19 protein-coding genes are annotated in these 22,449 nt (G+C 57.3%); 12 read left to right on the forward strand and 7 right to left on the reverse strand.

Annotation, left to right across the window (positions count from 1 at the left end; translation table 11 throughout):
* Positions 1-33 precede the first annotated feature (33 nt).
* Entirely contained in the window at positions 34-1,368 is a 1,335-nt protein-coding gene (locus AC1V0D_RS05960) for an MFS transporter (RefSeq protein WP_046101878.1), read from the reverse strand.
* A gap of 322 nt (positions 1,369-1,690) precedes the next feature.
* On the opposite strand from AC1V0D_RS05960, the gene AC1V0D_RS05965 reads away from it, so the two are divergent.
* On the forward strand, positions 1,691-2,611 hold the full coding sequence (locus tag AC1V0D_RS05965; protein WP_009090092.1) for a LysR substrate-binding domain-containing protein: 921 nt from the start codon (positions 1,691-1,693) through the stop codon (positions 2,609-2,611).
* Here the strand turns inward: AC1V0D_RS05965 and smrA are convergent.
* The gene (smrA, locus tag AC1V0D_RS05970; protein WP_009090089.1) at positions 2,608-3,174 is read right to left on the reverse strand and encodes a DNA endonuclease SmrA; all 567 of its coding nucleotides are present in this window, start codon (positions 3,172-3,174) and stop codon (positions 2,608-2,610) included. The genes AC1V0D_RS05965 and smrA overlap by 4 nt on opposite strands.
* Positions 3,175-3,489: 315 nt before the next feature.
* Between smrA and AC1V0D_RS05975 the strand changes: the two genes are divergently transcribed.
* Both AC1V0D_RS05975 and uspE read left to right on the forward strand, forming a co-directional pair.
* Positions 3,490-4,242 carry an FNR family transcription factor gene (locus AC1V0D_RS05975; RefSeq protein ID WP_009090088.1) on the forward strand — a complete coding sequence of 251 codons (753 nt, stop codon included), beginning with the start codon at positions 3,490-3,492 and terminating at the stop codon, positions 4,240-4,242.
* A 117-nt stretch (positions 4,243-4,359) separates the two neighbouring features.
* Entirely contained in the window at positions 4,360-5,316 is a 957-nt protein-coding gene (gene uspE / locus AC1V0D_RS05980) for a universal stress protein UspE (RefSeq protein WP_046101879.1), read from the forward strand.
* Positions 5,317-5,360: 44 nt separating this feature from the next.
* Here uspE and pntB read toward each other — a convergent pair whose 3' ends face one another.
* The gene (gene pntB, locus AC1V0D_RS05985) at positions 5,361-6,749 is read right to left on the reverse strand and encodes a Re/Si-specific NAD(P)(+) transhydrogenase subunit beta (protein WP_482907115.1); all 1,389 of its coding nucleotides are present in this window, start codon (positions 6,747-6,749) and stop codon (positions 5,361-5,363) included.
* A 3-nt stretch (positions 6,750-6,752) separates the two neighbouring features.
* Positions 6,753-8,285, reverse strand: a complete 1,533-nt coding sequence (gene pntA / locus AC1V0D_RS05990) for a Re/Si-specific NAD(P)(+) transhydrogenase subunit alpha (protein ID WP_140925439.1) — start codon at positions 8,283-8,285, stop codon at positions 6,753-6,755.
* 542 nt (positions 8,286-8,827) lie between these two features.
* Between pntA and ydgH the strand changes: the two genes are divergently transcribed.
* Positions 8,828-9,781, forward strand: coding sequence for a DUF1471 family protein YdgH (gene ydgH / locus AC1V0D_RS05995; protein ID WP_046101882.1), 954 nt, complete (start codon positions 8,828-8,830; stop codon positions 9,779-9,781).
* Positions 9,782-9,986: 205 nt separating this feature from the next.
* On the forward strand, positions 9,987-11,378 hold the full coding sequence (locus tag AC1V0D_RS06000) for a basic amino acid/polyamine antiporter (protein ID WP_111207612.1): 1,392 nt from the start codon (positions 9,987-9,989) through the stop codon (positions 11,376-11,378).
* 14 nt (positions 11,379-11,392) lie between these two features.
* Here the strand turns inward: AC1V0D_RS06000 and AC1V0D_RS06005 are convergent, their stop codons facing one another.
* On the reverse strand, positions 11,393-11,806 hold the full coding sequence (locus AC1V0D_RS06005; protein ID WP_111207611.1) for a hypothetical protein: 414 nt from the start codon (positions 11,804-11,806) through the stop codon (positions 11,393-11,395).
* 178 nt (positions 11,807-11,984) lie between these two features.
* Between AC1V0D_RS06005 and rstA the strand changes: the two genes are divergently transcribed.
* The 6 genes from rstA to AC1V0D_RS06035 all read left to right on the forward strand — a co-directional run bounded on the left by rstA (position 11,985) and on the right by AC1V0D_RS06035 (position 17,231).
* Entirely contained in the window at positions 11,985-12,710 is a 726-nt protein-coding gene (gene rstA, locus AC1V0D_RS06010) for a two-component system response regulator RstA (protein WP_009090075.1), read from the forward strand.
* A complete protein-coding gene (gene rstB, locus AC1V0D_RS06015) occupies positions 12,707-14,008 on the forward strand; it encodes a two-component system sensor histidine kinase RstB (protein ID WP_009090073.1) in 1,302 nt (433 codons plus the stop codon). The genes rstA and rstB overlap by 4 nt, the downstream gene beginning before the upstream one ends.
* A 19-nt stretch (positions 14,009-14,027) precedes the next feature.
* Positions 14,028-15,515: a carboxypeptidase M32 gene (locus AC1V0D_RS06020; protein WP_482907116.1), complete on the forward strand. Its 1,488-nt coding sequence runs from the start codon at positions 14,028-14,030 to the stop codon at positions 15,513-15,515.
* A gap of 156 nt (positions 15,516-15,671) precedes the next feature.
* Positions 15,672-16,145 carry an acid resistance repetitive basic protein Asr gene (gene asr / locus AC1V0D_RS06025; RefSeq protein ID WP_058957862.1) on the forward strand — a complete coding sequence of 158 codons (474 nt, stop codon included), beginning with the start codon at positions 15,672-15,674 and terminating at the stop codon, positions 16,143-16,145.
* A gap of 82 nt (positions 16,146-16,227) precedes the next feature.
* Positions 16,228-16,308, forward strand: coding sequence for a small membrane protein YdgU (ydgU, locus tag AC1V0D_RS06030; protein ID WP_009090068.1), 81 nt, complete (start codon positions 16,228-16,230; stop codon positions 16,306-16,308).
* A 113-nt stretch (positions 16,309-16,421) separates the two neighbouring features.
* Positions 16,422-17,231: a trypsin-like serine peptidase gene (locus AC1V0D_RS06035; RefSeq protein WP_009090066.1), complete on the forward strand. Its 810-nt coding sequence runs from the start codon at positions 16,422-16,424 to the stop codon at positions 17,229-17,231.
* Between the two features lie 54 nt (positions 17,232-17,285).
* Here the strand turns inward: AC1V0D_RS06035 and hrpA are convergent, their stop codons facing one another.
* Entirely contained in the window at positions 17,286-21,188 is a 3,903-nt protein-coding gene (gene hrpA / locus AC1V0D_RS06040; protein ID WP_337025162.1) for an ATP-dependent RNA helicase HrpA, read from the reverse strand.
* Between the two features lie 256 nt (positions 21,189-21,444).
* Between hrpA and AC1V0D_RS06045 the strand changes: the two genes are divergently transcribed.
* The gene (locus AC1V0D_RS06045) at positions 21,445-22,044 is read left to right on the forward strand and encodes an FMN-dependent NADH-azoreductase (RefSeq protein WP_009090062.1); all 600 of its coding nucleotides are present in this window, start codon (positions 21,445-21,447) and stop codon (positions 22,042-22,044) included.
* 64 nt (positions 22,045-22,108) lie between these two features.
* Here AC1V0D_RS06045 and AC1V0D_RS06050 read toward each other — a convergent pair whose 3' ends face one another.
* Positions 22,109-22,447: a YdbL family probable chaperone protein gene (locus AC1V0D_RS06050; protein ID WP_009090060.1), complete on the reverse strand. Its 339-nt coding sequence runs from the start codon at positions 22,445-22,447 to the stop codon at positions 22,109-22,111.
* Positions 22,448-22,449: the final 2 nt, after the last annotated feature.

Here is a 22,449-nt window from a genome sequence, read left to right on the forward strand (position 1 = left end):
TGTAATGCAACGCGCCGGTCTCAGCGGAAAAAATCACGAATCTGTGATCGGCTTAAAGCCGTAACGGTTTTTCAGCAGCAGCATCAGGGTGGTGATCACCGCCGGTATCGCCAGCAGCAGAAAGATCACGCTGAACGACCAGCCCAGGGACATCATCTCTGCTCCCACGAAAGCGCTCAGGATCGCCCCGACGCGACCCACAGCGTGCATCCAGCTGGAGCCGGTGGCGCGGGCATGGGTGGGATAGTAGCTGGCAGATAACGCATTCATCCCGGTGTTGGCCCCGTTAAAGCAAAAGCCACTGCAAAAAGCGATGGCGCTCATCATACCGACTTCGGCCGGTGAGAATCCCAGGGCGACAATAAACAGGCCGCCACAGCCGTAGATCGCCGCCAGCGCCAGATTGGCGTTGAACCGATCCATCATCCAGCCCGCAAAGAGCGACCCGAGGGTCCCACCCGCCTGATACATCGCAGTAATGATCGCCGCTTCGGTGACCGACATACCCAGGGTGTTGACCAGTGAGGGCAGCCAGCTGCCAATCAGGTAGACCATGAACAGGCCCATAAAATAGCCGCCCCACAGCATCACGCTGCCAAACAGATAGCGGCGCGAAAGCACGGTACCGATTGCGCCCCGCACCGGCACGCTGGCTTCCGGCGCGTGAAAGGCGCAGTCGGGTGCGGTCTTGCCCGGCAGCATCCGCTCCAGGATGGCGTGAATGCGTGCAGCCGGCGCGCCACGACCGATCAGAAATCGCACCGACTCCGGCAGGCCACGGATCAGAAAAGGGAGTACCAGCAGCGGCAGGATACCGCCCAGCAGCAGTACCGAATGCCAGTCATAGCGGGGCAACAGCCAGGAGGCGGCAAAACCGCCGCTGGCCGCGCCGAAGGTGAAACCGCAGAAGACCACGGTGATAATGAAGGCGCGACGACGTTCGGGCGCATACTCCGCGACCAGCGTGCCAACGTTCGGCATCGCGGCCCCCAGTCCCAGCCCGGTCAGAAAGCGAAACAGCATCATCTGTTCGATGTTCTGAGAAAAGGCGGTTGCCAGCGTCCAGAGACCAAAAAAGAAGACGCTGAAGATAATCATCATGCGCCGGCCATAACGGTCAGCAAGCGGCCCTGCCACCATCGCACCCAGTGCCAGGCCAATCAGCGCGGCGCTGATGACGCCCCCCAGCTGATGATTGCTTACGCCCCAGGCTGCTTTCAGCGTTGGCGCGATAAATCCCATAATCGCAATGTCCATGCCATCGAGTGCCACCACGATAAAACAGAGTGCAATAAGCCGCTTTTGCCAGTGGCTGAGCCCCTGCTGGTTGATAAGCTGGCGGACATCTACCGCCTCGACGCTGGTCAATGGACACTCCTCGGGAGTAACGGGATCGGACATCAGTTTAAGTAAAAAAAACGGCGCTTATGATAGCCCATCGTTAACCTTAAGCGGTCAGATTTTTATCGGGTGATGAGAATTCTTCAGTTTCAGCGCGGTAAGTGCCTGATATTACACTGGCGCGTTATGGGCGGTGACGGCGGGAGGGATTGCATAAGTCAGTCAGATCAGTCAGTTAACTAAAGAAAGGCCAGATTTACCCTTTTTGTTAAATAAAATTTGCAGCAAAGTTAACAGATTTCATTTTAAAGTATTGCTTAATGTTGGCCATTCTCATTAAGTATACGCTATGGACAAAAATATCCTTTTCAATCAGCGCATTCGCTTGCGCCACCTTCACACCTTTGTTGCGGTTGCGCAGCAAGGCACGCTTGGACGGGCGGCAGAGACCCTCAGCCTGAGTCAGCCCGCCCTCTCAAAGACCCTGAACGAGCTGGAGGAGCTGACGGGTGCCCGCCTCTTTGAACGCGGGCGGCTGGGCGCGCAGCTGACCACCATGGGAGAGCAGTTTCTGACCCATGCGGTTCGGGTGCTGGACGCCCTGAACCATGCCGGACAGAGTTTCAATGAGCAGCCCGGTGATGCCCCGGCCATTATCAGGCTGGGGGCGCTTACCACGGCGGCGATGGGCATGCTGCCACGTATCCTGGATCGTTTTCATCAGCTGCAACCCAATACCACTATTCAGGTGGCGACGCTGCATAACAACGTCCTGCTGGCAGGCCTGCGCGGCGGCGAGTTCGATATCGGTATCGGCCGTATGGCTGACAGCGACATGATGACCGGTCTCACCTATGAATTGCTGTTTCTGGAGTCCCTGAAGCTGGTGGTGAGGCCGGAGCATCCCCTTTTAAGTGACAATGTCACCTTATCCCGGGCGATGCAGTGGCCGGTGGTGATCTCACCGGAAGGCACCGCCCCGCGCCGCATCGCGCAGCAGATGCTTGATGAACAGGGCTGCACGCTGCCGCCCCACTGTATTGAAACCTCCTCCACCTCACTGGCGCGTCAGCTGGCGCTGCGCTACGACTACATCTGGTTTGTGCCATCCGGGGCCATCAAGGAGGACCTCAGCCACAATGCCGTCTGTGCCCTGCCGATTCACTCCTCCGGACCGGGTGAACCGGTCGGCATCATTACCCGCACCGGCGCGGAACTGAGCCTGAGTGCCGAAGTGTTAATGTCGACCATCCGTAAATTTCACAGCTAGCGGCTGCGTTTGGCATGCCGCTCGCGGTTTTCCAGTCGCGCCTTGTCCGTTTTCCGCAGCCCGACATAGAGCGCCCCGGCGCCACCGTGCCGGGTCTGCGCCACACAGAAAGTCTGAACGTCATCGAACTGCTGCAGCCACCGCGCCAGATAGCTGCGCACGATGTTAGCGTGCGATTCATCATCGCGCCCCTTGCCGTGGATAATCAGCAGATTGCGTAAACCCAGTTTGTGCGCCTGCATCATAAAGTTAAACAGCGCCTGACGGCAGGTTTCGACCGGTTGCCGCAGCAGGTTGAGACTGGCATCCAGCTTATACTCCCCTCTGCGCAGCTTATCGACGATGCCCTGCTGAATGCCGTCGGCTTTATACTCCAGCGGCGTATTGAGCGGAATAATCTCCAGATCGCCCCGGGTAAGAAAGTTCTCCAGCACCGACTCATCGGGTGCTTTGCGTGGCGCTTTGGTTGAGGGGGATTTAAGCCACAGGGTTGTGGTGGTGTCTTTCAGCGGCGTGACATCACCCATGGCATCCCGAAACAGATCGTTATCATCAAGGTTCATGGTTTTCTCACACCTGATTAAAATTGATAGCCTACAAAAACAGGTCTTACCCGATAGCGTAGCAAAAGGTGGAAACACCGGGCCAGCCCACTTTTCTGATTATGACTGGCCGCAGCTTTTCGGGTAACGGATCAAAAAAACGGAAACTTTTCGTGACACTTTTGACGCGCGCGTTCTGAGAAGCCCGTCACATCTGCGTTTAGCGATGTGTGAATCATCCCTGGTTTTTGTAAGTGTAAAACTGCTCGGATGAGTTCCCTTCAGCTCAAAAAATGTTAAAATTGACCCCAGTCAATAATCGTCGAGCGAACCATTATGATCCCTGAAAAACGCAGCATTCGTCGTATTCAGTCGGGCGGTTGTGCCATTCACTGCCAGGATTGCAGCATCAGTCAGCTCTGCATCCCCTTCACGCTAAATGAACATGAGCTGGATCAGCTCGACAACATCATTGAGCGTAAAAAACCGATTCAGAAAGGGCAAACGCTTTTCAAAGCGGGTGACGAACTGAAGTCACTGTACGCCATCCGTTCCGGCACGATCAAAAGCTACACCATTACTGAGCAGGGTGATGAGCAGATTACCGGTTTCCATCTGGCGGGTGATTTAGTCGGCTTTGATGCCATTATGGGTGCCAGCCATCCCAGCTTTGCGCAGGCGCTGGAAACTGCCATGGTCTGTGAAATTCCTTTTGAAACCCTGGATGACCTGTCAGGCAAAATGCCTGCCCTGCGTCAGCAGATGATGCGTCTGATGAGCGGTGAAATCAAAGGCGACCAGGATATGATCCTGCTGCTCTCCAAGAAAAACGCAGAGGAGCGCCTGGCGGCCTTTATCTGGAACCTCTCCCGCCGCTTCGGCCAGCGCGGCTTCTCACAGCGTGAATTTCGCCTCACCATGACGCGTGGCGACATCGGTAATTATCTGGGCCTGACGGTGGAAACGATCAGCCGTCTGCTGGGTCGATTCCAGAAGTCCGGTATGCTGGCGGTGAAAGGCAAATATATCACCATTGAGAACCACGCCCTGCTGGAAGAGTTAGCAGGTCAGAGCCATCAGGCCGCCTGATCCGCCGCCGGATCAATAAATCTTATTTTGTTGATCCGGCAGTAACTTTTTCACTTCTTCCCCTGTGCAACATAGGCTATCTTTATTCCAGTCGCTCTGGTTTAAGGAGAACGCCTCATGTCCCAGTACCAAAATATTCTGGTCGCCATTGATGCCCAGCAAGACGATCAGCCCGCGCTGCGACGTGCGGTCTATCTGAATCAACGTATTGGCGGGAGAATCAAAGCCTTTCTGCCTATCTATGACTTTTCCTATGAGATGACCACCCTGCTGTCGCCGGACGAACGCGCCTCCATGCGTCAGGGCGTCATCAGCCAGCGCACCGAATGGATTCGTGAACAGGCCCGCGCCTATCTGGATGCCGGTGTCGAAATCGACATCAAGGTTATCTGGCATAACCGCCCCTATGAAGCGATTATTCAGGAAGTGCTCGCCCATCAGCATGACCTTGTGCTGAAAATGGCTCACCAGCATGACCGCCTGGAGTCCGTGATTTTTACCCCCACCGACTGGCATCTGTTGCGTAAATGCCCCTGCCCGGTCTGGATGGTGAAAGATCAGCCCTGGCCGGAGGGCGGTAAAGCTATCGTCGCCGTCAACCTTGCCAGCGAAGAGCCGCATCATGATGGCCTTAATCAGAAGCTGATTCGTGAAACGGTGAAGCTGGCCGAAAAGGTCAACCAGACCGAGGTGCATCTGGTGGGTGCCTACCCGATTACGCCGATCAACATCGCGATTGAGCTGCCTGATTTCGACCCCAGCGTCTATAACGACGCCATCCGCGGTCAGCATCTGGTGGCCATGAAAGCGTTGCGACAGAAGTTTTCCATTGGTGAAGAGTTCACCCACGTTGCCAAAGGGCTGCCTGAAGAGGTTATCCCGGATCTGGCTTCGCATCTGGGAGCCGGTGTGGTGGTGCTGGGCACCATCGGACGCACCGGACTTTCGGCAGCGTTCCTGGGTAATACCGCGGAACAGGTGATCGATCACCTGCGCTGCGATCTGCTGGCGATTAAGCCAGACGATTTCAAATCGCCGATTGATCTGGATGATGAAGAGGATGAGGAGGATTAAACCTCCGCAAAAAAAGGGGCGGCTGATTAGCCGCCCCTTTTCTGTTACAGCGCTTTGATAATCGCTTCGACGCTGGCTTTGGCATCGCCAAACAGCATCTGACTGTTCTCTTTGAAGAACAGCGGATTCTGCACCCCGGCATAGCCGGTGTTCATGGAACGTTTGAAGACCACCACATTGTGTGCTTTCCACACCTCCAGCACCGGCATGCCGGCAATCGGGCTGCGGGGATCATCCTGCGCCGCCGGGTTCACCGTGTCATTCGCGCCGATAACCAGCACCGTATCGGTTTCACTGAAGTCTTCGTTGATCTCATCCATCTCCAGCACCACGTCATAGGGCACTTTGGCCTCTGCCAGCAGCACGTTCATGTGTCCTGGCAGGCGGCCCGCCACCGGATGAATCCCGAAACGCACCCGGATGCCGAGTGCACGCAGTCGGGCGGTCAGATCCGCTACCGGATACTGGGCCTGTGCCACCGCCATGCCGTAGCCTGGCGTGATAATCACCGACGCAGAGGACTTCAGCATCTCAGCCGTCTCTTCAGGAGAGATCTCGCGATGTTCTCCTGCTTCCTGACTCTCATCGCCGCTGCTGGCTTCGGTGCCAAAGCCGCCCGCAATCACGCTGATGAACGAACGGTTCATCGCTTTACACATGATGTAGGAGAGGATCGCACCGGATGAGCCCACCAGCGCACCGGTCACGATCAGCAGGTCATTGCTGAGCATAAAGCCGGCCGCGGCCGCAGCCCAGCCTGAGTAAGAGTTAAGCATCGACACCACAACCGGCATATCTGCACCGCCAATGGAGGCAACCAGATGCCAGCCAAAGGCCAGCGCAATGATCGTCATCAGCAGAAGGGCAAACACCTGAGCCGCGGTGCTGCTGGTGTCAACAAACCAGAGCAGCAGCAGGAAGGAGACGACCAGCGCCAGCAGATTGAGCTTATGACGGTGGGGCAGCGTCAGCGGTCGTGAGGAGATTTTGCCGCACAGCTTGCCAAACGCCACCAGTGAGCCGGTAAAGGTAACGGCACCGATAAAGATCCCGATAAAGACTTCGCTGAGATGGATATTCTCCATCGCGGCAGGCAGGCCTGGCGCATGGTCGATATAGCTGTTAATCCCGACCAGCACCGCGGCCAGACCCACAAAGCTGTGCAGAATCGCCACCAGCTCTGGCATTTCGGTCATTTCGACTTTTTTTGCCAGGCGAATGCCGATTGCACCGCCAATCACCATTGCCAGCAGGATCCAGGCCACATTGCCGCTGTCCGGGCCGAAGATGGTTGCGATGAGGGCAAGCGCCATCCCGCTGATGCCGAAAATATTGCCCCGTTTAGCGGTCTCATGACGCGAAAGACCGGCAAGACTACAGATGAACAGAATGGCAGCCACAATATAGGCTGCAGTGACTAATCCGCCAGACATGAATTACCCCTTACGAAACATTTTCAGCATGCGCTGCGTGACGGTGAAGCCACCAAAGATATTGATGCTGGCAATCAGCACGGCAATAAAGGAGATGAAGGTGACCCAGCCACCGTGCCCCATCTGCAAAACCGCTCCGATGACGATGATGCCGGAGATGGCATTGGTCACGGACATCAGCGGGGTATGCAGCGCATGGCTGACGTTCCAGACCACGTAGTAGCCAACCACGCAGGAGAGCGCGAACACGGTAAAATGGGAGAGGAACTCCGCCGGTGCCACGCTGGCCAGCCAGCCAAACAGCACGATTGCCAGAGCCATCAGCAGCGCGGTGCGCCACGGCGAGGCCGGTTTTGCTTCCGGTTTCTCTGCGGGTTTTGCGGCAGCAGGTCTGGCCTGAGGGGCAGCAGAGACCTGAATCGGGGGCGCGGGCCAGGTGATTTCGCCGTCGCGCACCACCGTCACGCCCCGCACCACCACATCCTCAAAATCGACCTGGATTTCGCCATTTTTCTCTTTGCAGAGCAGCCTGAGCAGGTTGACCAGATTGGTGCCATACAGCTGGGAGGACTGCGTCGCCAGCCGGCTGGGCAGGTCGGTATAGCCGATAATTTTCACGCCATTCGGGGTCACGGTCACCTGATCGGCGACGGTCAGCGCACAGTTGCCGCCGGTCTGCGCCGCCAGATCCACAATCACACTGCCCGGCTTCATGCTGGCGATCATCTCTTCGGTGATCAGTTTCGGAGCCGGTTTGCCTGGGATGAGCGCGGTGGTGACAATGATGTCCACCTCTCTGGCCTGGCTGGCGAACAGCGCCATCTCCGCTTTGATAAAGGCGTCGGACATGACTCTGGCATAGCCATCCCCACTGCCCGCCTCCTCTTCAAAATCGAGTTCGAGGAATTCGGCGCCCATACTCTGCACCTGCTCTTTGACTTCGGGACGGGTATCAAAGGCCCGGACGATGGCGCCCAGGCTGCCCGCCGCGCCTATCGCAGCCAGTCCCGCCACGCCAGCCCCAATCACCATCACTTTTGCCGGTGGCACTTTACCTGCCGCGGTAATCTGACCGGTAAAGAAGCGGCCAAATTCATGTGCCGCCTCGACGATAGCGCGATAACCGGCGATGTTGGCCATCGAGCTCAGGGCATCCAGCGACTGCGCGCGCGAAATACGCGGCACCGAATCCATCGCCATCACCGTCACCTGACGGGCAGCCAGCTTTTCCAGCAGCGCCGGATTCTGGGCGGGCCAGATAAAACTGACCAGCGTGCTGCCTGCACGGGTCAGCGCAATTTCGTCGTCATCGGGGGCGTTTACCTTCATGACGATATCGGCCTGCCAGACCTGCTGACGGTCGCTGAGGGTGGCACCCGCAGCAAGGTAACTTTCGTCATCAAAACTGGCGCGTTTACCGGCGTCGTGCTCAAGCGTGACGCTGAAACCCAGTTTGATCAGTTGTTCCACGGTCTTTGGCGTGGCTGCCACGCGCGACTCGTTTGGCAACCTTTCCTTGGGTATTCCAATTAACATAGTGTTTCCTTTCATCGGTTAAAGGATGATGGCCCGAATCCGCACCACGACAGCGCAGCCGAAACGCGGTTTCAGCTGCTTATAGTCGAATTGCAGATATTTCAAAGTGTTTATAACCTACTTAAATTGTGACGCCTGATCCACAGCGGTAACCGCAGATGGAGACATTCACCTGATTATTCAGTATTCGCTTTGAAATCCTGCATTATTACGCTATTAAAACGCGTCATCAGCAGATAATCTGCTATGAAAATTGCGCTCCGGACGAATTAATCAACAATAAAAACCCTTAATTAACAATACATTAACTGTTATAGCGCTAAGTGTTACCGCTTTTAGTGGTAACAGCGCCCATAAATGACGCCTTAAACGCATTTCATGACAGTCAGATGAAAAACAGGGAGTTGAATAACGCGATATCGCGCAAAAAATCGCTGCGACAGTCTGTTTATAACATGCAATAATCAGCGGCTAATCTGTTATACATCAAGAGTCCAGCACGTTTTCGTACTCATTTTTGCGTAAGGCGAAGGATTATTTTTATGAAGCTGAAGAACACTATTCTGGCGTCCACTCTGTTGTCCCTGCTGGCAGCTAATGCATTCGCTGCGCAGGAGTTAACGCCAGAAAAAGCGGCCGCGTTGAAGCCATTCGAACGTATTAATATCACCGGCCGTTTCAACGCAATTGGCGACGCAGCCGATGCGGTCTCTAAGCGTGCAGATGAGATGGGCGCTGCTTCTTTCTACATTCAGGGGATCAACGACAGCAACGGCAACAGCGGCAACTGGCGCGTTACCGCCGACCTCTACAAGGCTGATGCCCCGGCCGCTTCCGAAACCACCCAATACCGTCGCTTTAACGGCGTCAACGAACTGCCAAAGGCTGAAGCTTATAAGCTCGAACCTTTCGACACTGTTTCCGTCAGCGGCTTCTTTGCCAGCCAGCCTGATGTCAACGATGCGATTTCAAAAGCGGCTAAAGAGAAAGGCGCCGCCTCATTCTTTATTGTTCGTCAGATTGACGCCAACAGCGGCGGCAACCAGTACATCACAGCCTACGTCTATAAAGCGGATGCTAAAGCGCGTGTGGTTCAGACGCCGAACGCGATTCCTGCCGACTCAGAAGCGGGTAAAGCTGCACTGGCTGCGGGTGGCGCAGCGGCCGCTCAGGTTGAAATCCCTGGCGTCGCCTCCTCTGAGACACCGAGCAATAAAGTGGGCCGCTTCTTCGAAACCCAGAGCTCAACCGGCAAGCGTTACACGGTCAATCTGCCAAACGGCAAATCCGTGCAGGAAGTGAACGCGATTACGGCCGCGCAGATGCAGCCATTCGACACCGTGACGTTTACCGGTCACTTCGGTTCCCCTACCGAAGTTTCTGAAGAAGTGGCGAAGCGTGCGTCTGATAAAGGTGCGAAGTTTTATCACGTGACCCGTCAGTGGCAGAACCAGAGTGGCGGTAACCTGACCGTCACCGCTGACCTGTTTAAGTAATCTCTTCAGGGCGGCGCCCGCCGCCCTGCTGTTTGCATAATTCCTGCGCGGATTTGCATAGTCACGCATTGCCATCCCCCGCCACACTCCGTAAAATCTGCCGCCTGTTTTGCCGGAGTTTGTCCCTGTTTTCTGCCGCGAGTCTGCGATAACCCAGCGATGAAATCCGATTTATCCAGCCATATATGCTAGCGGGAAGGTTGTTTTGGAGAAAAAATTAGGTCTCGGTGCGCTGACGGCGCTGGTACTCAGTTCCATGCTGGGTGCCGGCGTGTTCAGTCTGCCGCAAAATATGGCTGCGGTGGCGGGTCCGGCGGCGCTGCTGCTGGGCTGGCTGATTACCGGCGTCGGCATCATCTTTCTGTCGCTGGCGATGCTGCTGCTGACCCGCCTGAAACCAGAACTCGACGGCGGCATTTTCACCTACGCCCGCGCCGGGTTCGGTGAACTGACAGGCTTCTGCTCCGCCTGGGGCTACTGGCTCTGTGCTGTCATCGCCAACGTCTCCTATCTGGTGATCGTCTTCTCCGCCCTGAGCTTTTTCACAGATACCCCGGATCGGGTGATCTTTGGGGATGGCAACACCTGGCAGGCGATGCTGGGGGCCTCGGTGCTGCTGTGGCTGGTTCACTGGCTGGTACTGCGCGGGGTACAGACTGCGGCCAGTATCAATCTGATGGCGACGCTGGGCAAACTGGTGCCGCTGCTGCTGTTTATCGTGCTGGCGGTGATGGCGTTTAACTACGATCGCTTCCGGGTCGACTTTTCCGGCGTCACGCTGGGGCAACCCCTGTGGGAACAGGTCAAACAGACGATGCTGATCACCCTGTGGGTCTTTATCGGGGTTGAGGGTGCCGTGGTGGTTTCTGCCCGCGCACGTCAGAAAAAAGATGTGGGACGCGCTACCCTGCTGGCGGTGCTGGCCGCCCTGCTGGTTTATCTGCTGGTGACGCTGCTGTCGCTGGGCGTGGTGCCCCGTGCCGAACTGGCCGGGATGCGCAACCCCTCCATGGCAGGACTGATGACGCGACTGATGGGACACTGGGGCGATGCGGTGATTGCCATCGGCCTGATCATCTCCGTCTGCGGCGCCTATCTGAGCTGGACGATTATGGCTGCCGAAGTGCCGCTGATTGCCGCGCAGCAGGGTGCCTTTCCACGCAGCATTGCCCGGCAAAATCGCCACAACGCGCCCGCCGCCTCATTGTGGCTGACCAACGGCAGTATTCAGGTCTGCCTGATTCTGATCGCCGTGACCGGCGCGGATTACAACAATCTGCTGACCATCGCCTCGGAGATGATTCTGGTGCCCTATCTGCTGGTGGGGTTGTATCTGATCAAAGTCGTGCGGGGACAGCACAAGCCGCTGGCAATGGCGATCGGTCTCGGTGCCAGCCTGTATGGCATCTGGCTGCTTTATGCCTCAGGCCCCCTGCATCTGATGATGTCGGTGGTGCTCTATACGCCGGGCCTGCTGCTGTTTCTCTTTGCCCGCCGGGGAGGCCGCGCGACCTCTGCACTGACCGCACCGGAGCGGATTGTGATGGGATTACTGATCGCGGCGACGCTGCCCGCCGTGTGGCAGCTGACGAGGTAACGCGGAAGGTGCGCTTAGTGTGACTGCACCGGAATCGACACACACAGCAGGTCATCCTGCTGTGTGAGATTCAGCGGCTTGGCATATTCATGATGAATGGCATCCAGCTGCTCCGCCGACAGCGGATAAGGGAGCTGGATATCAAAGCGGCTGATCTGCTGCTGTTCCGCGAGAGTGACCAGGCGCGCGATGTTAATTTCGTCACTCACCTGGGTAGAAATGATTTGTAATGCTAATTCTTTTAACGGGTCGTCACTGCCCTGTAAGCGGTGTGCTGATTTCCGTGTCACCATGCCAAATATCGGCATCACGCCATAAATCGCATCGACAAAGCTCCAGCGTTTTTTGCAGGAAGCGGAAAGAAAGTCACTGTAATTGAAGCAGATGCGGTCAGGGTATATGGCTGATGCCAGCTCTTTATCAGACACACTAATGCTCCTCATAATAATCAACGATATCCCAAACCTGGCGCAAAAAGGCCGCGCTAATGATTGCACATTTTGCCGGTTATATACCAGCAAGCTAAGGATATTTCGTGCGGTAGCGTAGAGCTCAGGACCAGGAAAAGATATGCTTTCGTCCATCCCTGTCTCTGCTTTGTAAACTATGAACAAAATTGTTTATGTAGAAGATGAACCCGAAGTGGGTTCACTGATTGCGGCCTACCTGGGCCGTCATGACATTGAAGTGATTGTTGAGACGCGCGGCGACCGCGCTGAAGCGGTGATTGCCGAACAGCAACCCGATCTGGTGATGCTGGATATCATGCTGCCAGGCAAGGATGGCATGACGATCTGCCGTGATTTACGGGCCAACTGGCAGGGGCCCATTGTGCTGCTCACCTCACTCGACAGCGACATGAACCATATTCTGGCGCTGGAGATGGGCGCGCAGGATTACATCCTGAAGACCACGCCACCCGCGGTCCTGCTGGCCCGTCTGCGCCTGCATCTGCGTCAGTCTCAGCAGACGCAGCCGGAGGATGCGCCCGCAATTCCTGCCGCGAACCGTATGCTGCGTTTTGGATCGCTGACCATCGATGCCCTCAATCGACAGGTGACGCTGTTTGACGAACAGATCGCCCTCTCTACGGCCGATTTTGACCTGCTCTGGGTCCTCGCCAGCCATGCCGGTCAGACGCTTAACCGCGATGCGCTGCTGAAAACCCTGCGTGGCGTCAGCTATGACGGTCTGGATCGCAGTATCGACGTGGCCATTTCCCGTCTGCGTAAAAAGCTGCACGACAGCGCCACCGAGCCATTTCGTATCAAGACCATCCGCAACAAAGGCTACCTGTTTGCGCCTCAGGCCTGGGATACCCGCGTCCTATGAGAAAGCTTTTTATTCAGTTCTATCTGCTGCTGTTTGTCTGCTTTCTGGTGATGGCGCTGCTGGTGGGACTGGTCTATAAGTTCACCGCCGAGCGCGCAGGCCGACAGTCGATGAATGACCTGATGGCCAGCTCGCTCTACCTGATCCGCAGCGAACTGCGGGAGATCCCCCCGCGCGACTGGAACAAAACCATCAAGAGCCTCGATCTTGGCCTCTCGTTTGACCTGCATATCGAGCCGATGAACAAATTCCAGCTCGATGAGACCAATATGCGCCGCCTGCACGCCGGTGAGATTGTGGCGCTCGACGACCAGTACACCTTTTTGCAGCATATCCCGCGCAGCCACTACGTGCTGTCGGTGGGGCCTATCCCCTATCTGTTCTATCTGCATCAGATGCGGCTGCTCGATATTGCCCTGCTGGTCTTTATCGGCATGTCACTGGCGCTGCCAGTGTTTATCTGGCTGCGCCCCCACTGGCAGGAGATGCAGCGGCTGGAAAAAGCGGCTCAGCGCTTTGGTCGCGGTGAGCTGGATGTGCGCACCCATTTTGACAGCACCTCCAGCCTGTTCCGGCTCGGTATCGCCTTTAACCAGATGGCCGAAAACATCAACACCCTGGTCGCCAGTAAGAAGCAGTTGATCGACGGCATCGCTCATGAGCTGCGGACGCCGTTGGTGCGTCTGCGCTACCGGCTGGAGATGAGCGATAACCTCACGGACGCCGAACGGGTGGCGCTGAACCGCGACATCGGCCAGCTCGAAAGCCTGATTGAGGAGCTGCTGACCTATGCGCGGCTGGATCGGCCACGCGTGGATCTCAATCTGAAATCGCAGGATCTCGCCAGCTGGCTGCGCGAGCGCCTCGATGACTTCCGCACCATCAATCCCGATGTCCGGATCGATCTCGACCTGCCACAGCGTGAAAATATCGGGATTTCTGACAGCCGCCTGATGGAGCGGGTGCTGGATAATCTGGTCAATAATGCGCTGCGTTATGCGCAGCAGCGACTGCGGGTGAGCTTATGGTTCGACGGCGCAACCGGCTGCCTGCAGGTGGAGGATGATGGTCCGGGCATTCCGCCAGAAGAGCGGGAACGGGTTTTCGAACCTTTTGTCCGGCTCGATCCGAGCCGCGATCGCGCCACGGGTGGCTGCGGACTGGGGCTGGCGATTGTCCACTCTATCGCGCAGGCGCTGAGCGGCCAGGTCACCATTGAGGCCAGCCCGCTGGGCGGAGCCAGCGTTCGCTTTTGCTGGCCGGTTGATCTACCCTTGCGGGAAATTCCGCTGCGTTAAACACTACAAGGAGTCTCACGTGACCTCAGCGTATCAGCACCTTAGCGCGACCTTCCAGCGCCTCTCCCGTTTCAGCCATGTCACGGCCATCGCCGGCTGTGATATGCAGACCACGATGCCGCCAGGCGGCAGTCAGGCGCGGGGTGAAGCCCTGGCCGAGATGAGCGTTCTGCAGCATCAGATCCTGACGGCTCCCCAGGTCGGAGAGTGGCTGAAGGCCGCAGAGCAGGCGTCGCTGAACGATGTTGAGCGGGCCAATCTTCATGAGATGCAGCGTGCTTACCAGCAGGCCAGCCTGCTGCCTGACGAGTTCGTGGAAGCCAAATCGATTGCCGGTTCGGTTTGTGAACATGCGTGGCGCACTCAGCGCCCGGCTAACGACTGGCACGGCTTTGCCACCAACCTGAAAGAGGTGGTGCGTCTGAGCCGCGAAGAGGCGCAGCGACGCGCCGATGCCAGCGGCTGCTCGCGTTACGATGCTCTGCTCGATCTCTATGAACCGGGCATGACCCGCGCCAGGCTGGATGCGACGTTTGGCGAACTGAAAAGCTGGCTGCCCGATCTGTTACAGCAGGTCGTGGAGAAGCAGGCACAGCAGCCGATCGTTACGCCGCAGGGGCCATTCGCCGTGCCTGCGCAGCGCCAGCTCGGACTGAGCATCATGGAAACGCTGGGCTTCGACTTTAATCATGGTCGCCTGGATATCAGCGCGCATCCTTTCTGCGGCGGCGTGCCGGAAGATGTACGTATTACCACCCGTTACAATGAGGCTGAGTTTCTCAGCGCCATGATGGGTGTGATCCATGAAACCGGCCACGCCCGCTATGAGCAGAATCTGCCGCAGCAGTGGCGGGGGCAGCCGGTGGCGCTGGCGCGTTCTACCGCCATCCACGAGTCACAAAGCTTGTTCATGGAGATGCAGCTCGGTCGCAGCCGCGAATTTTTGCAGCGCATTCTGCCGACCATCATCGCCACCTTTGGCGACCAGCCTGCCCTGCAGGCGGATAATTTCATCCGTCTGACCCAGCAGGTGAAGCCGGGCCTGATCCGGGTGGACGCCGATGAGCTAAGCTACCCGGCTCATGTCATTCTGCGCTACGAAATCGAACAGGCGCTGATTGAAGGGGAGATAGAGGTTGAGGATATTCCGGCGCTGTGGGATGAGAAGATGATGCAGTCGCTGGGTCTGGATACCCGCGGCAACTATCGCGATGGCTGTATGCAGGATATTCACTGGACCGATGGCGCGTTTGGCTACTTCCCCACCTACACGCTGGGCGCGATGTACGCCGCGCAGCTGTTCCGCTCCGTCCAGACCGCCATTCCTCAGCTCAGCGAACTGATTCAGCACGGCGAACTGCAGCCGGTATTCGACTGGCTGCAACAGAACATCTGGCAGCACGGCAGCCGCTTCTCCACCGACCAGCTGCTGATCAATGCGACAGGCGAAGCGCTGAACCCGGCTTATTTCCGCCAGCATCTTGAACAGCGTTATCTGAAGAACTGACCCTACGGGCGGCCATCACGCCGCCCTTTCCCCCTTTGTACAATCGGTTACACGCCGATACCAAACACCCACGGACAGGCTTTGTTGATTTCCCTATAGTCTCTTCACCGGCCCCGCAGTGGGCTACACATGAAAAAAGAGTCCGAGGGATTTGCAATGAAAAAATTATTTGCACTGGTTGTCGCCGCTGCTATGGGTATGTCTTCTGTTGCTTTCGCTGCTGAAACCACAGCTGCGCCAGCCGCTGCGCCAGCCGCAACAGCGACCACCACAACCACCGCAGCTGCACCGGCTAAAACCGTTCACAAAACTGCACACAAGAAACACCATAAAGCAGCACAGAAAGCGCAGGCTGCTAAAAAGACTCACCACAAAAAAGCGGTGAAAAAAGATGCTGCTCAGAAAGCGCAGGCAGCTAAAAAAGTTCACCACAAGAAAGCGGTAAAACCTGCTGCCCAGAAAGCGCAGGCAGCTAAAAAAGTTCACCACAAAAAAGCCACTCAGCCCGCTGCACAGAAAGCCCAGGCTGCGAAAAAAGTTCATCACAAGAAAGCGGTAAAACCTGCTCAGAAAGCGCAGGCAGCTAAGAAAGTTCACCACAAGAAAGTTGTTAAATCAGCGGCTAAATAAGATCGCCCTCAGGCGCACAGCCACGCGATAATGCTTAAAAACACCCGGTTCTGCCGGGTGTTTCTTTACTGGAGTGGATGAAATGGTGCGTCGCTATCGCTTCGAAATTATTCTGCTTGTGATGATCCTGTGTGGCATCGTTGCTGCCAGCTTCTTTATTTAACTGCTGTAGCGTACTGATTAACCGATAAAACTCCCTTTTTTAACGCTCACCGACTATAGTTACCGTTCTTACGTGATAACAATAACGTCTATTTTCTCGCCATTGAGATTTCTATGCGCCTGGCTACCTTGTTAATGGTTGGACTTTTCAGCTTTGCCACGACGGTTCATGCCGATGATGACGATGATTCGCCGACACCGGCTGAAATTAAGATGCTGTTCTTCGGCAAGGATCATCGCCAGGCAATCACGGATATCACCGCTGCTCCCTGGGATGCGATTGGTCAGCTCGAAACAGAAAGCGGTAACCTCTGTACAGCCACGCTCATCTCTCCCCATCTGGCGCTGACGGCCGGACACTGTCTGCTCGCCCCGCCGGGTAACTTTGATAAGCCGGTTGCGCTGCGTTTTATGGCCAGCGACAAAGGCTGGCGCTATGAACTGCATGACATTGATGCGCGGGTTGAGCCCTCGCTGGCCTCCAAGTTAAAGGCGGATGGTGAAGGCTGGATCGTGCCGAGCAGTGCGGCGCCGTATGACTATGGCATTGTGATATTACGCAATCCACCGTCGGCCATTACCCCTATCCCGCTGTTTGAGGGCTCGCGCAGCGACCTGACGGCCGCCCTGAAGCTGACCGGCCGTAAAGTGACGCAGGCGGGCTATCCGGCCGATCACCTGGATACCCTCTATTCCCACAGCAACTGTCTGATTACCGGCTGGGCGCAGCGCGCCGTGCTGTCACATCAGTGCGATACCCTGCCCGGCGACAGCGGTTCACCGCTGCTGCTCAACAGCGACAAAGGCTGGCAGCTGATTGCGGTGCAGAGCTCCGCTCCCGCGGCAAAGGATCGCTATCTGGCGGACAACCGCGCGATTGCGGTCACCTCATTTAAAGATAAGCTGGAATCCCTCGCGCAGTAATTGCGTGCAGCCTGAGTGGTTGTCGGGTGCGCACGCTCCGTGCGCACCCGGCTTTCAGCCCGCTATCTGCTCCATCGTCTGCAGAATACGCTTATCTGAGATTGGATAAGGCGTACCCAGCTGCTGAGCAAAGTAGCTGATGCGCAGCTCTTCAATCATCCAGCGAATGCTGAGCACCTCTTCATCATCCTGACGCTGCGGCGGCAGCTTGTTGCGCCACGCCTGGTACGCCTGTTCCACCGCCTGAACTTTCAGCATCCGCGCCCGATCGCTGTGCGGATCGGCAGGCAGTTTCTCCAGTCGCCGCTCGATACCCTGCAGATAACGCAGCGTGTCGGCCAGTCGCTGCCAGCCGTTGCCGGTGACAAAGCCCCGATAGACCAGTCCGTTTAACTGCGCTTTGATATCGGACAGCGCCAGCGCCATGGTCATATCCACCCGGCCTTTCAGCCGTTTATTGATGTTAAAGACCGCCGTCAGAATCTGCTCTACCTGCTTAGCTATCGTCACCACGGTCTCATTAAGCTCACCGCGGACTTTGTCACGCAGCTGCTCGAACGAGGCCTGATCCCAGGCAGGGCCGCCCGCTTCCCCCATCAGTTTATCGATGCCGCAGGCGATGCAGTCGTCGATCAGCTCCAGCACTTTGCCATAGGGGTTAAAGTAGAGTCCGAGTTTGGCCTTGTTCGGTAACTTCTCGTGCAGATACTTCACCGGCGACGGCACATTCAGCAGCAGCAGACGACGCTGGCCACGCCACATCATTTTTTGCTGCTCCTGCTCACTGTCAAACAGGCGGATCGCGACGCTCTCTTTTTCATCCACCAGCGCAGGCCAGGCTTTCACCTGGTAACTGCCGCGCTTCTGTTCATAGCTGCGAGGCAGTTCGCCAAAGCTCCAGAGATGCAGCCCGCTCTGTTCCAGCCCGTCATCGGCCACTTTCGACAGCGTCTCCTGCACCTTGTCCTTCAGCTGGGCCTTGAGCGCGGTGAGGTCCTTGCCTTCCAGCAGTTTACGGTTGTGCTCGTCGACTACCCGGAAGGTCATTTTCAGATGATCGGGCACCTGTTCCCACTGCCAGTTCTCCCGCTCCAGCGTAACGCCGGTCATGCGGCGAAACTCGCGCGCCAGCGCATCTGCCAGCGGCATCTCCATCGCCGTCACCCTTCCCAGAAACGCCTCGGCGTAGTTAGGAGCAGGCACCAGATGGCGGCGCAGCGGTTTCGGCAGCGACTTAATCAGCGCAATAATCAGCTCACGGCGCACGCCGGGGATCTGCCATTCAAAGCCGCTATCCTCAACCTGATTCAGCAACGGCAGCGGTATATGGACCGTCACGCCATCGGCATCTGCGCCTGGCTCGAACTGGTAACTCAGCTTCAGTTTCAGGTTGCCCTGATGCCAGAAGTTGGGATAGTCGAGCTGACTGACCTTGTCCGCGCCCTCTTTGATCAGCATCTGCCTGTCGAAGTTGAGCAGGTCGGCGTTATCGCGGCTGGCCCGTTTCCACCAGCTGTCAAAATGTCTGGCCGAGACCACCTCTTTGCCGATACGCTGATCATAAAAAGCAAACAGCGTTTCGTCATCGACCAGAATGTCGCGGCGACGGGATTTATGCTCCAGATCTTCCACTTCGCTGCGCAGTTTCTGATTGGCGCGGAAGAAAGCGTGACGCGTCTGCCAGTCGCCCTCGACGAGGGCGTGGCGGATAAAGAGTTCGCGGCTCAGGGTGGGATCGATACTGCCGTAGTTGACCTTGCGCGCGGCAACAATCGGCAGGCCATAGAGCGTGACCTTCTCGGTTGCCATCACCGCCCCCTGCGATTTCTCCCAGTGCGGTTCGCTGTAGCTGCGCTTCGTCAGATGCTGCGCCAGCGGTTCAATCCACTCCGGCTCAATGCGTCCCGCCGTCCGCCCCCAGAGGCGGCTGGTTTCGACCAGCTCTGCCACCATGGTCCACTTCGGCGGCTTCTTAAACAGCCCGGAGCCGGGGAAGATGGCGAAGCGGGTATTGCGCGCGCCGGTGTACTCCTGCTTGTCGGCATCTTTCTGTCCGATGTGCGACAGCAGACCACTCAACAGCGCACAGTGAACCTGCTGTAACGGGGCCGGTTCGCTGTTGACCGGAATACCCAGTTCGCGCACCACCTGCCGCAGCTGGGTGTAGATATCCTGCCACTCCCGCACGCGCAGATAGTTGAGAAAGTCGCTTTTGCACTGGCGTCGGAACAGGTTGCCGGACAGGGCTTTCTGCTGCTCCGCCAGATAGTTCCAAAGATTGACATAGGCCAGGAAATCGGAATCTTTGTCAGCAAAGCGCCGGTGTTTTTCATCAGAGGCCTGCTTCTTCTCTGCCGGACGCTCGCGCGGGTCCTGAATCGACAGGCCCGCAGTGATGATCATCACTTCGCGCACACAGCCCAGCCGCTGCGCCTCCAGCACCATTCGCGCCAGGCGCGGATCGACCGGCAACTGCGCCAGCTGTCGCCCGGAGCCGGTGAGGGTGTAGTGACCCGTCTCTTCATTCAGCGTCAGCGCGCCCAGCTCTTCCAGCAGGCGGATACCATCCTGAATATTGCGCTTATCGGGCGCTTCCACAAAGGGGAACGCCGCGATATCGCCTAGCCCCAGCGAGGTCATCTGCAGGATCACCGACGCCAGGTTGGTGCGCAGAATTTCGGGGTCAGTAAAGGCCGGACGACTCAGGAAATCCTCTTCCGAGTAGAGGCGGATACAGATACCGTCGGAAACACGTCCGCATCGTCCTTTACGCTGATTGGCCGAGGCCTGAGAAATCGGCTCAATCGGCAGACGCTGCACTTTGGTGCGGAAGCTGTAGCGGCTGATACGCGCGGTGCCGGGGTCAATCACATATTTGATGCCGGGCACCGTCAGCGAGGTTTCCGCCACGTTGGTGGCCAGCACGATGCGGCGGCCACTGTGCGACTGAAACACCCGGTTCTGTTCGGCGTTCGACAGTCGCGCATACAGCGGCAGCACTTCAGTGTGCGGCAGGTCGCGTTTATTCAGCGCGTCGGCGGTATCGCGGATTTCGCGCTCGCCGCTCATGAAGATCAGAATATCGCCCCGGCTCTCCTGTCCGAGTTCATCGACGGCATCAAAGATCGCCTGCAGCTGGTCACGGTCGCCATCCTCCGCCTCTTCAACCACCGGCCGGTAGCGCACTTCCACCGGGAAGGTGCGGCCGGAGACTTCGATAACCGGCGCATCGTTGAAATGCCGCGAGAAACGCTGCGGGTCGATGGTCGCAGAGGTGATGATCACCTTGAGATCGGGACGCCGCGGCAGCAGCTCACGCAGATAACCGAGCAGGAAGTCGATATTCAGGCTGCGCTCGTGGGCTTCGTCGATGATGATGGTGTCATATTGCATCAGCAGGCGATCCTGCTGGATCTCCGCCAGCAGGATCCCATCGGTCATCAGTTTGACCTGGGTCAGCTCGCTGACCTGGTCATTAAACCGCACTTTATAGCCGACACAGCCGCCGGGCGAGGTGTTCAGCTCATCGGCGATGCGATTGGCCACGGTGCGTGCCGCCAGGCGACGGGGCTGGGTGTGACCAATCAATCCGGTCACGCCGCGCCCCAGTGCCAGACAGATTTTCGGCAGCTGCGTGGTTTTACCCGAGCCGGTTTCCCCGGCCACAATCACGACCTGGTGATCGCGAATCGCCTCAGCGATATCCTGCTGTTTCTGGCTGACAGGCAGATTGTCCGGGAAGGTGATGGCTGGCGTCGCCGCGCGCCGCTGGGCTACACGCTGTTCAGCGGCGAAAACGTCCTGCTCCAGCTCGCGGGCTATGCCCTGTTGTGCCTCGGGGCTTTTGACTTTTCTGGCCCCCTGCAGACGGCGCTGCAGCCGCTGGCGATCGCGAAGCATTAAGCCGTCGAGCCGGGCCCGGAGCGCGGTCAGTGGAGACGTATCGGGAGATGACATAATAGTGACGTACCTTACTCAGACAGTGTCGCTGCAGAAACAGCGCCCTGGACGCCGGGATAACCAGCTGATTCAGTGAAAATAATTGCGCGCATAATAGCACATTCTGAACTGTTCCGGGGACGCGCCCCGGTTACGCTTATTCAATAAATTCGAACATAGCTCTCGAAATATTGCGCTTTCACCGCGCCATTGATAACCGTAGAGTGTAAACCATTGAGCGGAAACCCTTCCGCGTTACAGACAGGAAATCACCATGAGCAAAGTTTTAGTTCTGAAATCAAGCATCCTCGCAGGCTACTCACAATCAGGCCAGCTTGCTGACTTCTACGTTGAACAGGCAAAAGCCCAGGGTAAAGACGTGACCGTTCGTGATCTGGCGGCGAACCCGATTCCGGTTCTGGATGGTGAACTGGTCGGTGCTATGCGTCCTTCTGACACGCCGCTGTCTCCGCGCCAACAGGAAGCGCTGGATCTCTCCAACGCGCTGATTGAAGAACTGCAGGCACATGACGAAGTGGTTATTGCGGCACCGATGTACAATTTCAACATCCCGACCCAGCTGAAAAACTATTTCGACCTGATTGCCCGTGCAGGCGTGACGTTCCGCTACACCGAAGCAGGCCCGGAAGGTCTGGTTAAAGGGAAAAAAGCGGTTGTGATCACCAGCCGTGGCGGGATTCACAAAGACACCCCGACCGATCTGCTGACGCCATACGTTAAGCTGTTCCTGGGCTTCATCGGCATCACTGACGTTGAGTTCGTGTTTGCTGAAGGTATCGCCTACGGTCCTGAAGTGGCCAGCAAAGCGACCGCTGAAGCGAAAGACGCGATCAAACAGATCGTCACCGCTTAAAAGGCGCTCATCTCAGGATGAGACGCACAATCAACCGGGCCACGCGCCCGGTTTTTTTTGCGGCTTACGGCGTGCCCGGAGCCTCTTTTCTCAGCCACTGACCGTTAATGCCCCGCACATATTCCCCCACCGCCGCCCGGCTCACCAGTTTCTGCCCGGCAATGCTGGCGATATCTGCCGTGGAGAGATTGTTCTGTTCTGCCAGCCGCTGATATTGCTGATGCCGTCCGGCGTTGATGCGCTGCACCAGTGCCTGGGTTTCGCTGTCTCCGGCGCGCGCCGCAAGGTAGCCGGAGAGCGTTTCGCCCACCAGCCCCGACTGCCGGGCCTGATCCAGCGTCAGCGCCCAGGCGGGCTGCATCATCATCAGCGCGAGTAGCAGCGCCGCGCTTTTGCGTCTCATAC

Source organism: Pantoea sp. PA1, assembly GCF_056856975.1.

Excerpts from the sequence above, each read along its gene's own strand:
- asr (WP_058957862.1), top strand. The coding sequence starts at position 15,672 with ATGAAAAAATTATTTGCACTGGTTGTCGCCGCTGCTATGGGTATGTCT.
- smrA (WP_009090089.1), bottom strand. The coding sequence starts at position 3,174 with ATGAACCTTGATGATAACGATCTGTTTCGGGATGCCATGGGTGATGTC.
- ydgU (WP_009090068.1), top strand. The coding sequence starts at position 16,228 with ATGGTGCGTCGCTATCGCTTCGAAATTATTCTGCTTGTGATGATCCTG.
- uspE (WP_046101879.1), top strand. The coding sequence starts at position 4,360 with ATGTCCCAGTACCAAAATATTCTGGTCGCCATTGATGCCCAGCAAGAC.
- rstA (WP_009090075.1), top strand. The coding sequence starts at position 11,985 with ATGAACAAAATTGTTTATGTAGAAGATGAACCCGAAGTGGGTTCACTG.
- AC1V0D_RS05975 (WP_009090088.1), top strand. The coding sequence starts at position 3,490 with ATGATCCCTGAAAAACGCAGCATTCGTCGTATTCAGTCGGGCGGTTGT.
- AC1V0D_RS06035 (WP_009090066.1), top strand. The coding sequence starts at position 16,422 with ATGCGCCTGGCTACCTTGTTAATGGTTGGACTTTTCAGCTTTGCCACG.
- AC1V0D_RS06045 (WP_009090062.1), top strand. The coding sequence starts at position 21,445 with ATGAGCAAAGTTTTAGTTCTGAAATCAAGCATCCTCGCAGGCTACTCA.
- pntB (WP_482907115.1), bottom strand. The coding sequence starts at position 6,749 with ATGTCTGGCGGATTAGTCACTGCAGCCTATATTGTGGCTGCCATTCTG.
- pntA (WP_140925439.1), bottom strand. The coding sequence starts at position 8,285 with ATGTTAATTGGAATACCCAAGGAAAGGTTGCCAAACGAGTCGCGCGTG.
- AC1V0D_RS06050 (WP_009090060.1), bottom strand. The coding sequence starts at position 22,447 with ATGAGACGCAAAAGCGCGGCGCTGCTACTCGCGCTGATGATGATGCAG.
- AC1V0D_RS05965 (WP_009090092.1), top strand. The coding sequence starts at position 1,691 with ATGGACAAAAATATCCTTTTCAATCAGCGCATTCGCTTGCGCCACCTT.
- rstB (WP_009090073.1), top strand. The coding sequence starts at position 12,707 with ATGAGAAAGCTTTTTATTCAGTTCTATCTGCTGCTGTTTGTCTGCTTT.
- hrpA (WP_337025162.1), bottom strand. The coding sequence starts at position 21,188 with ATGTCATCTCCCGATACGTCTCCACTGACCGCGCTCCGGGCCCGGCTC.
- ydgH (WP_046101882.1), top strand. The coding sequence starts at position 8,828 with ATGAAGCTGAAGAACACTATTCTGGCGTCCACTCTGTTGTCCCTGCTG.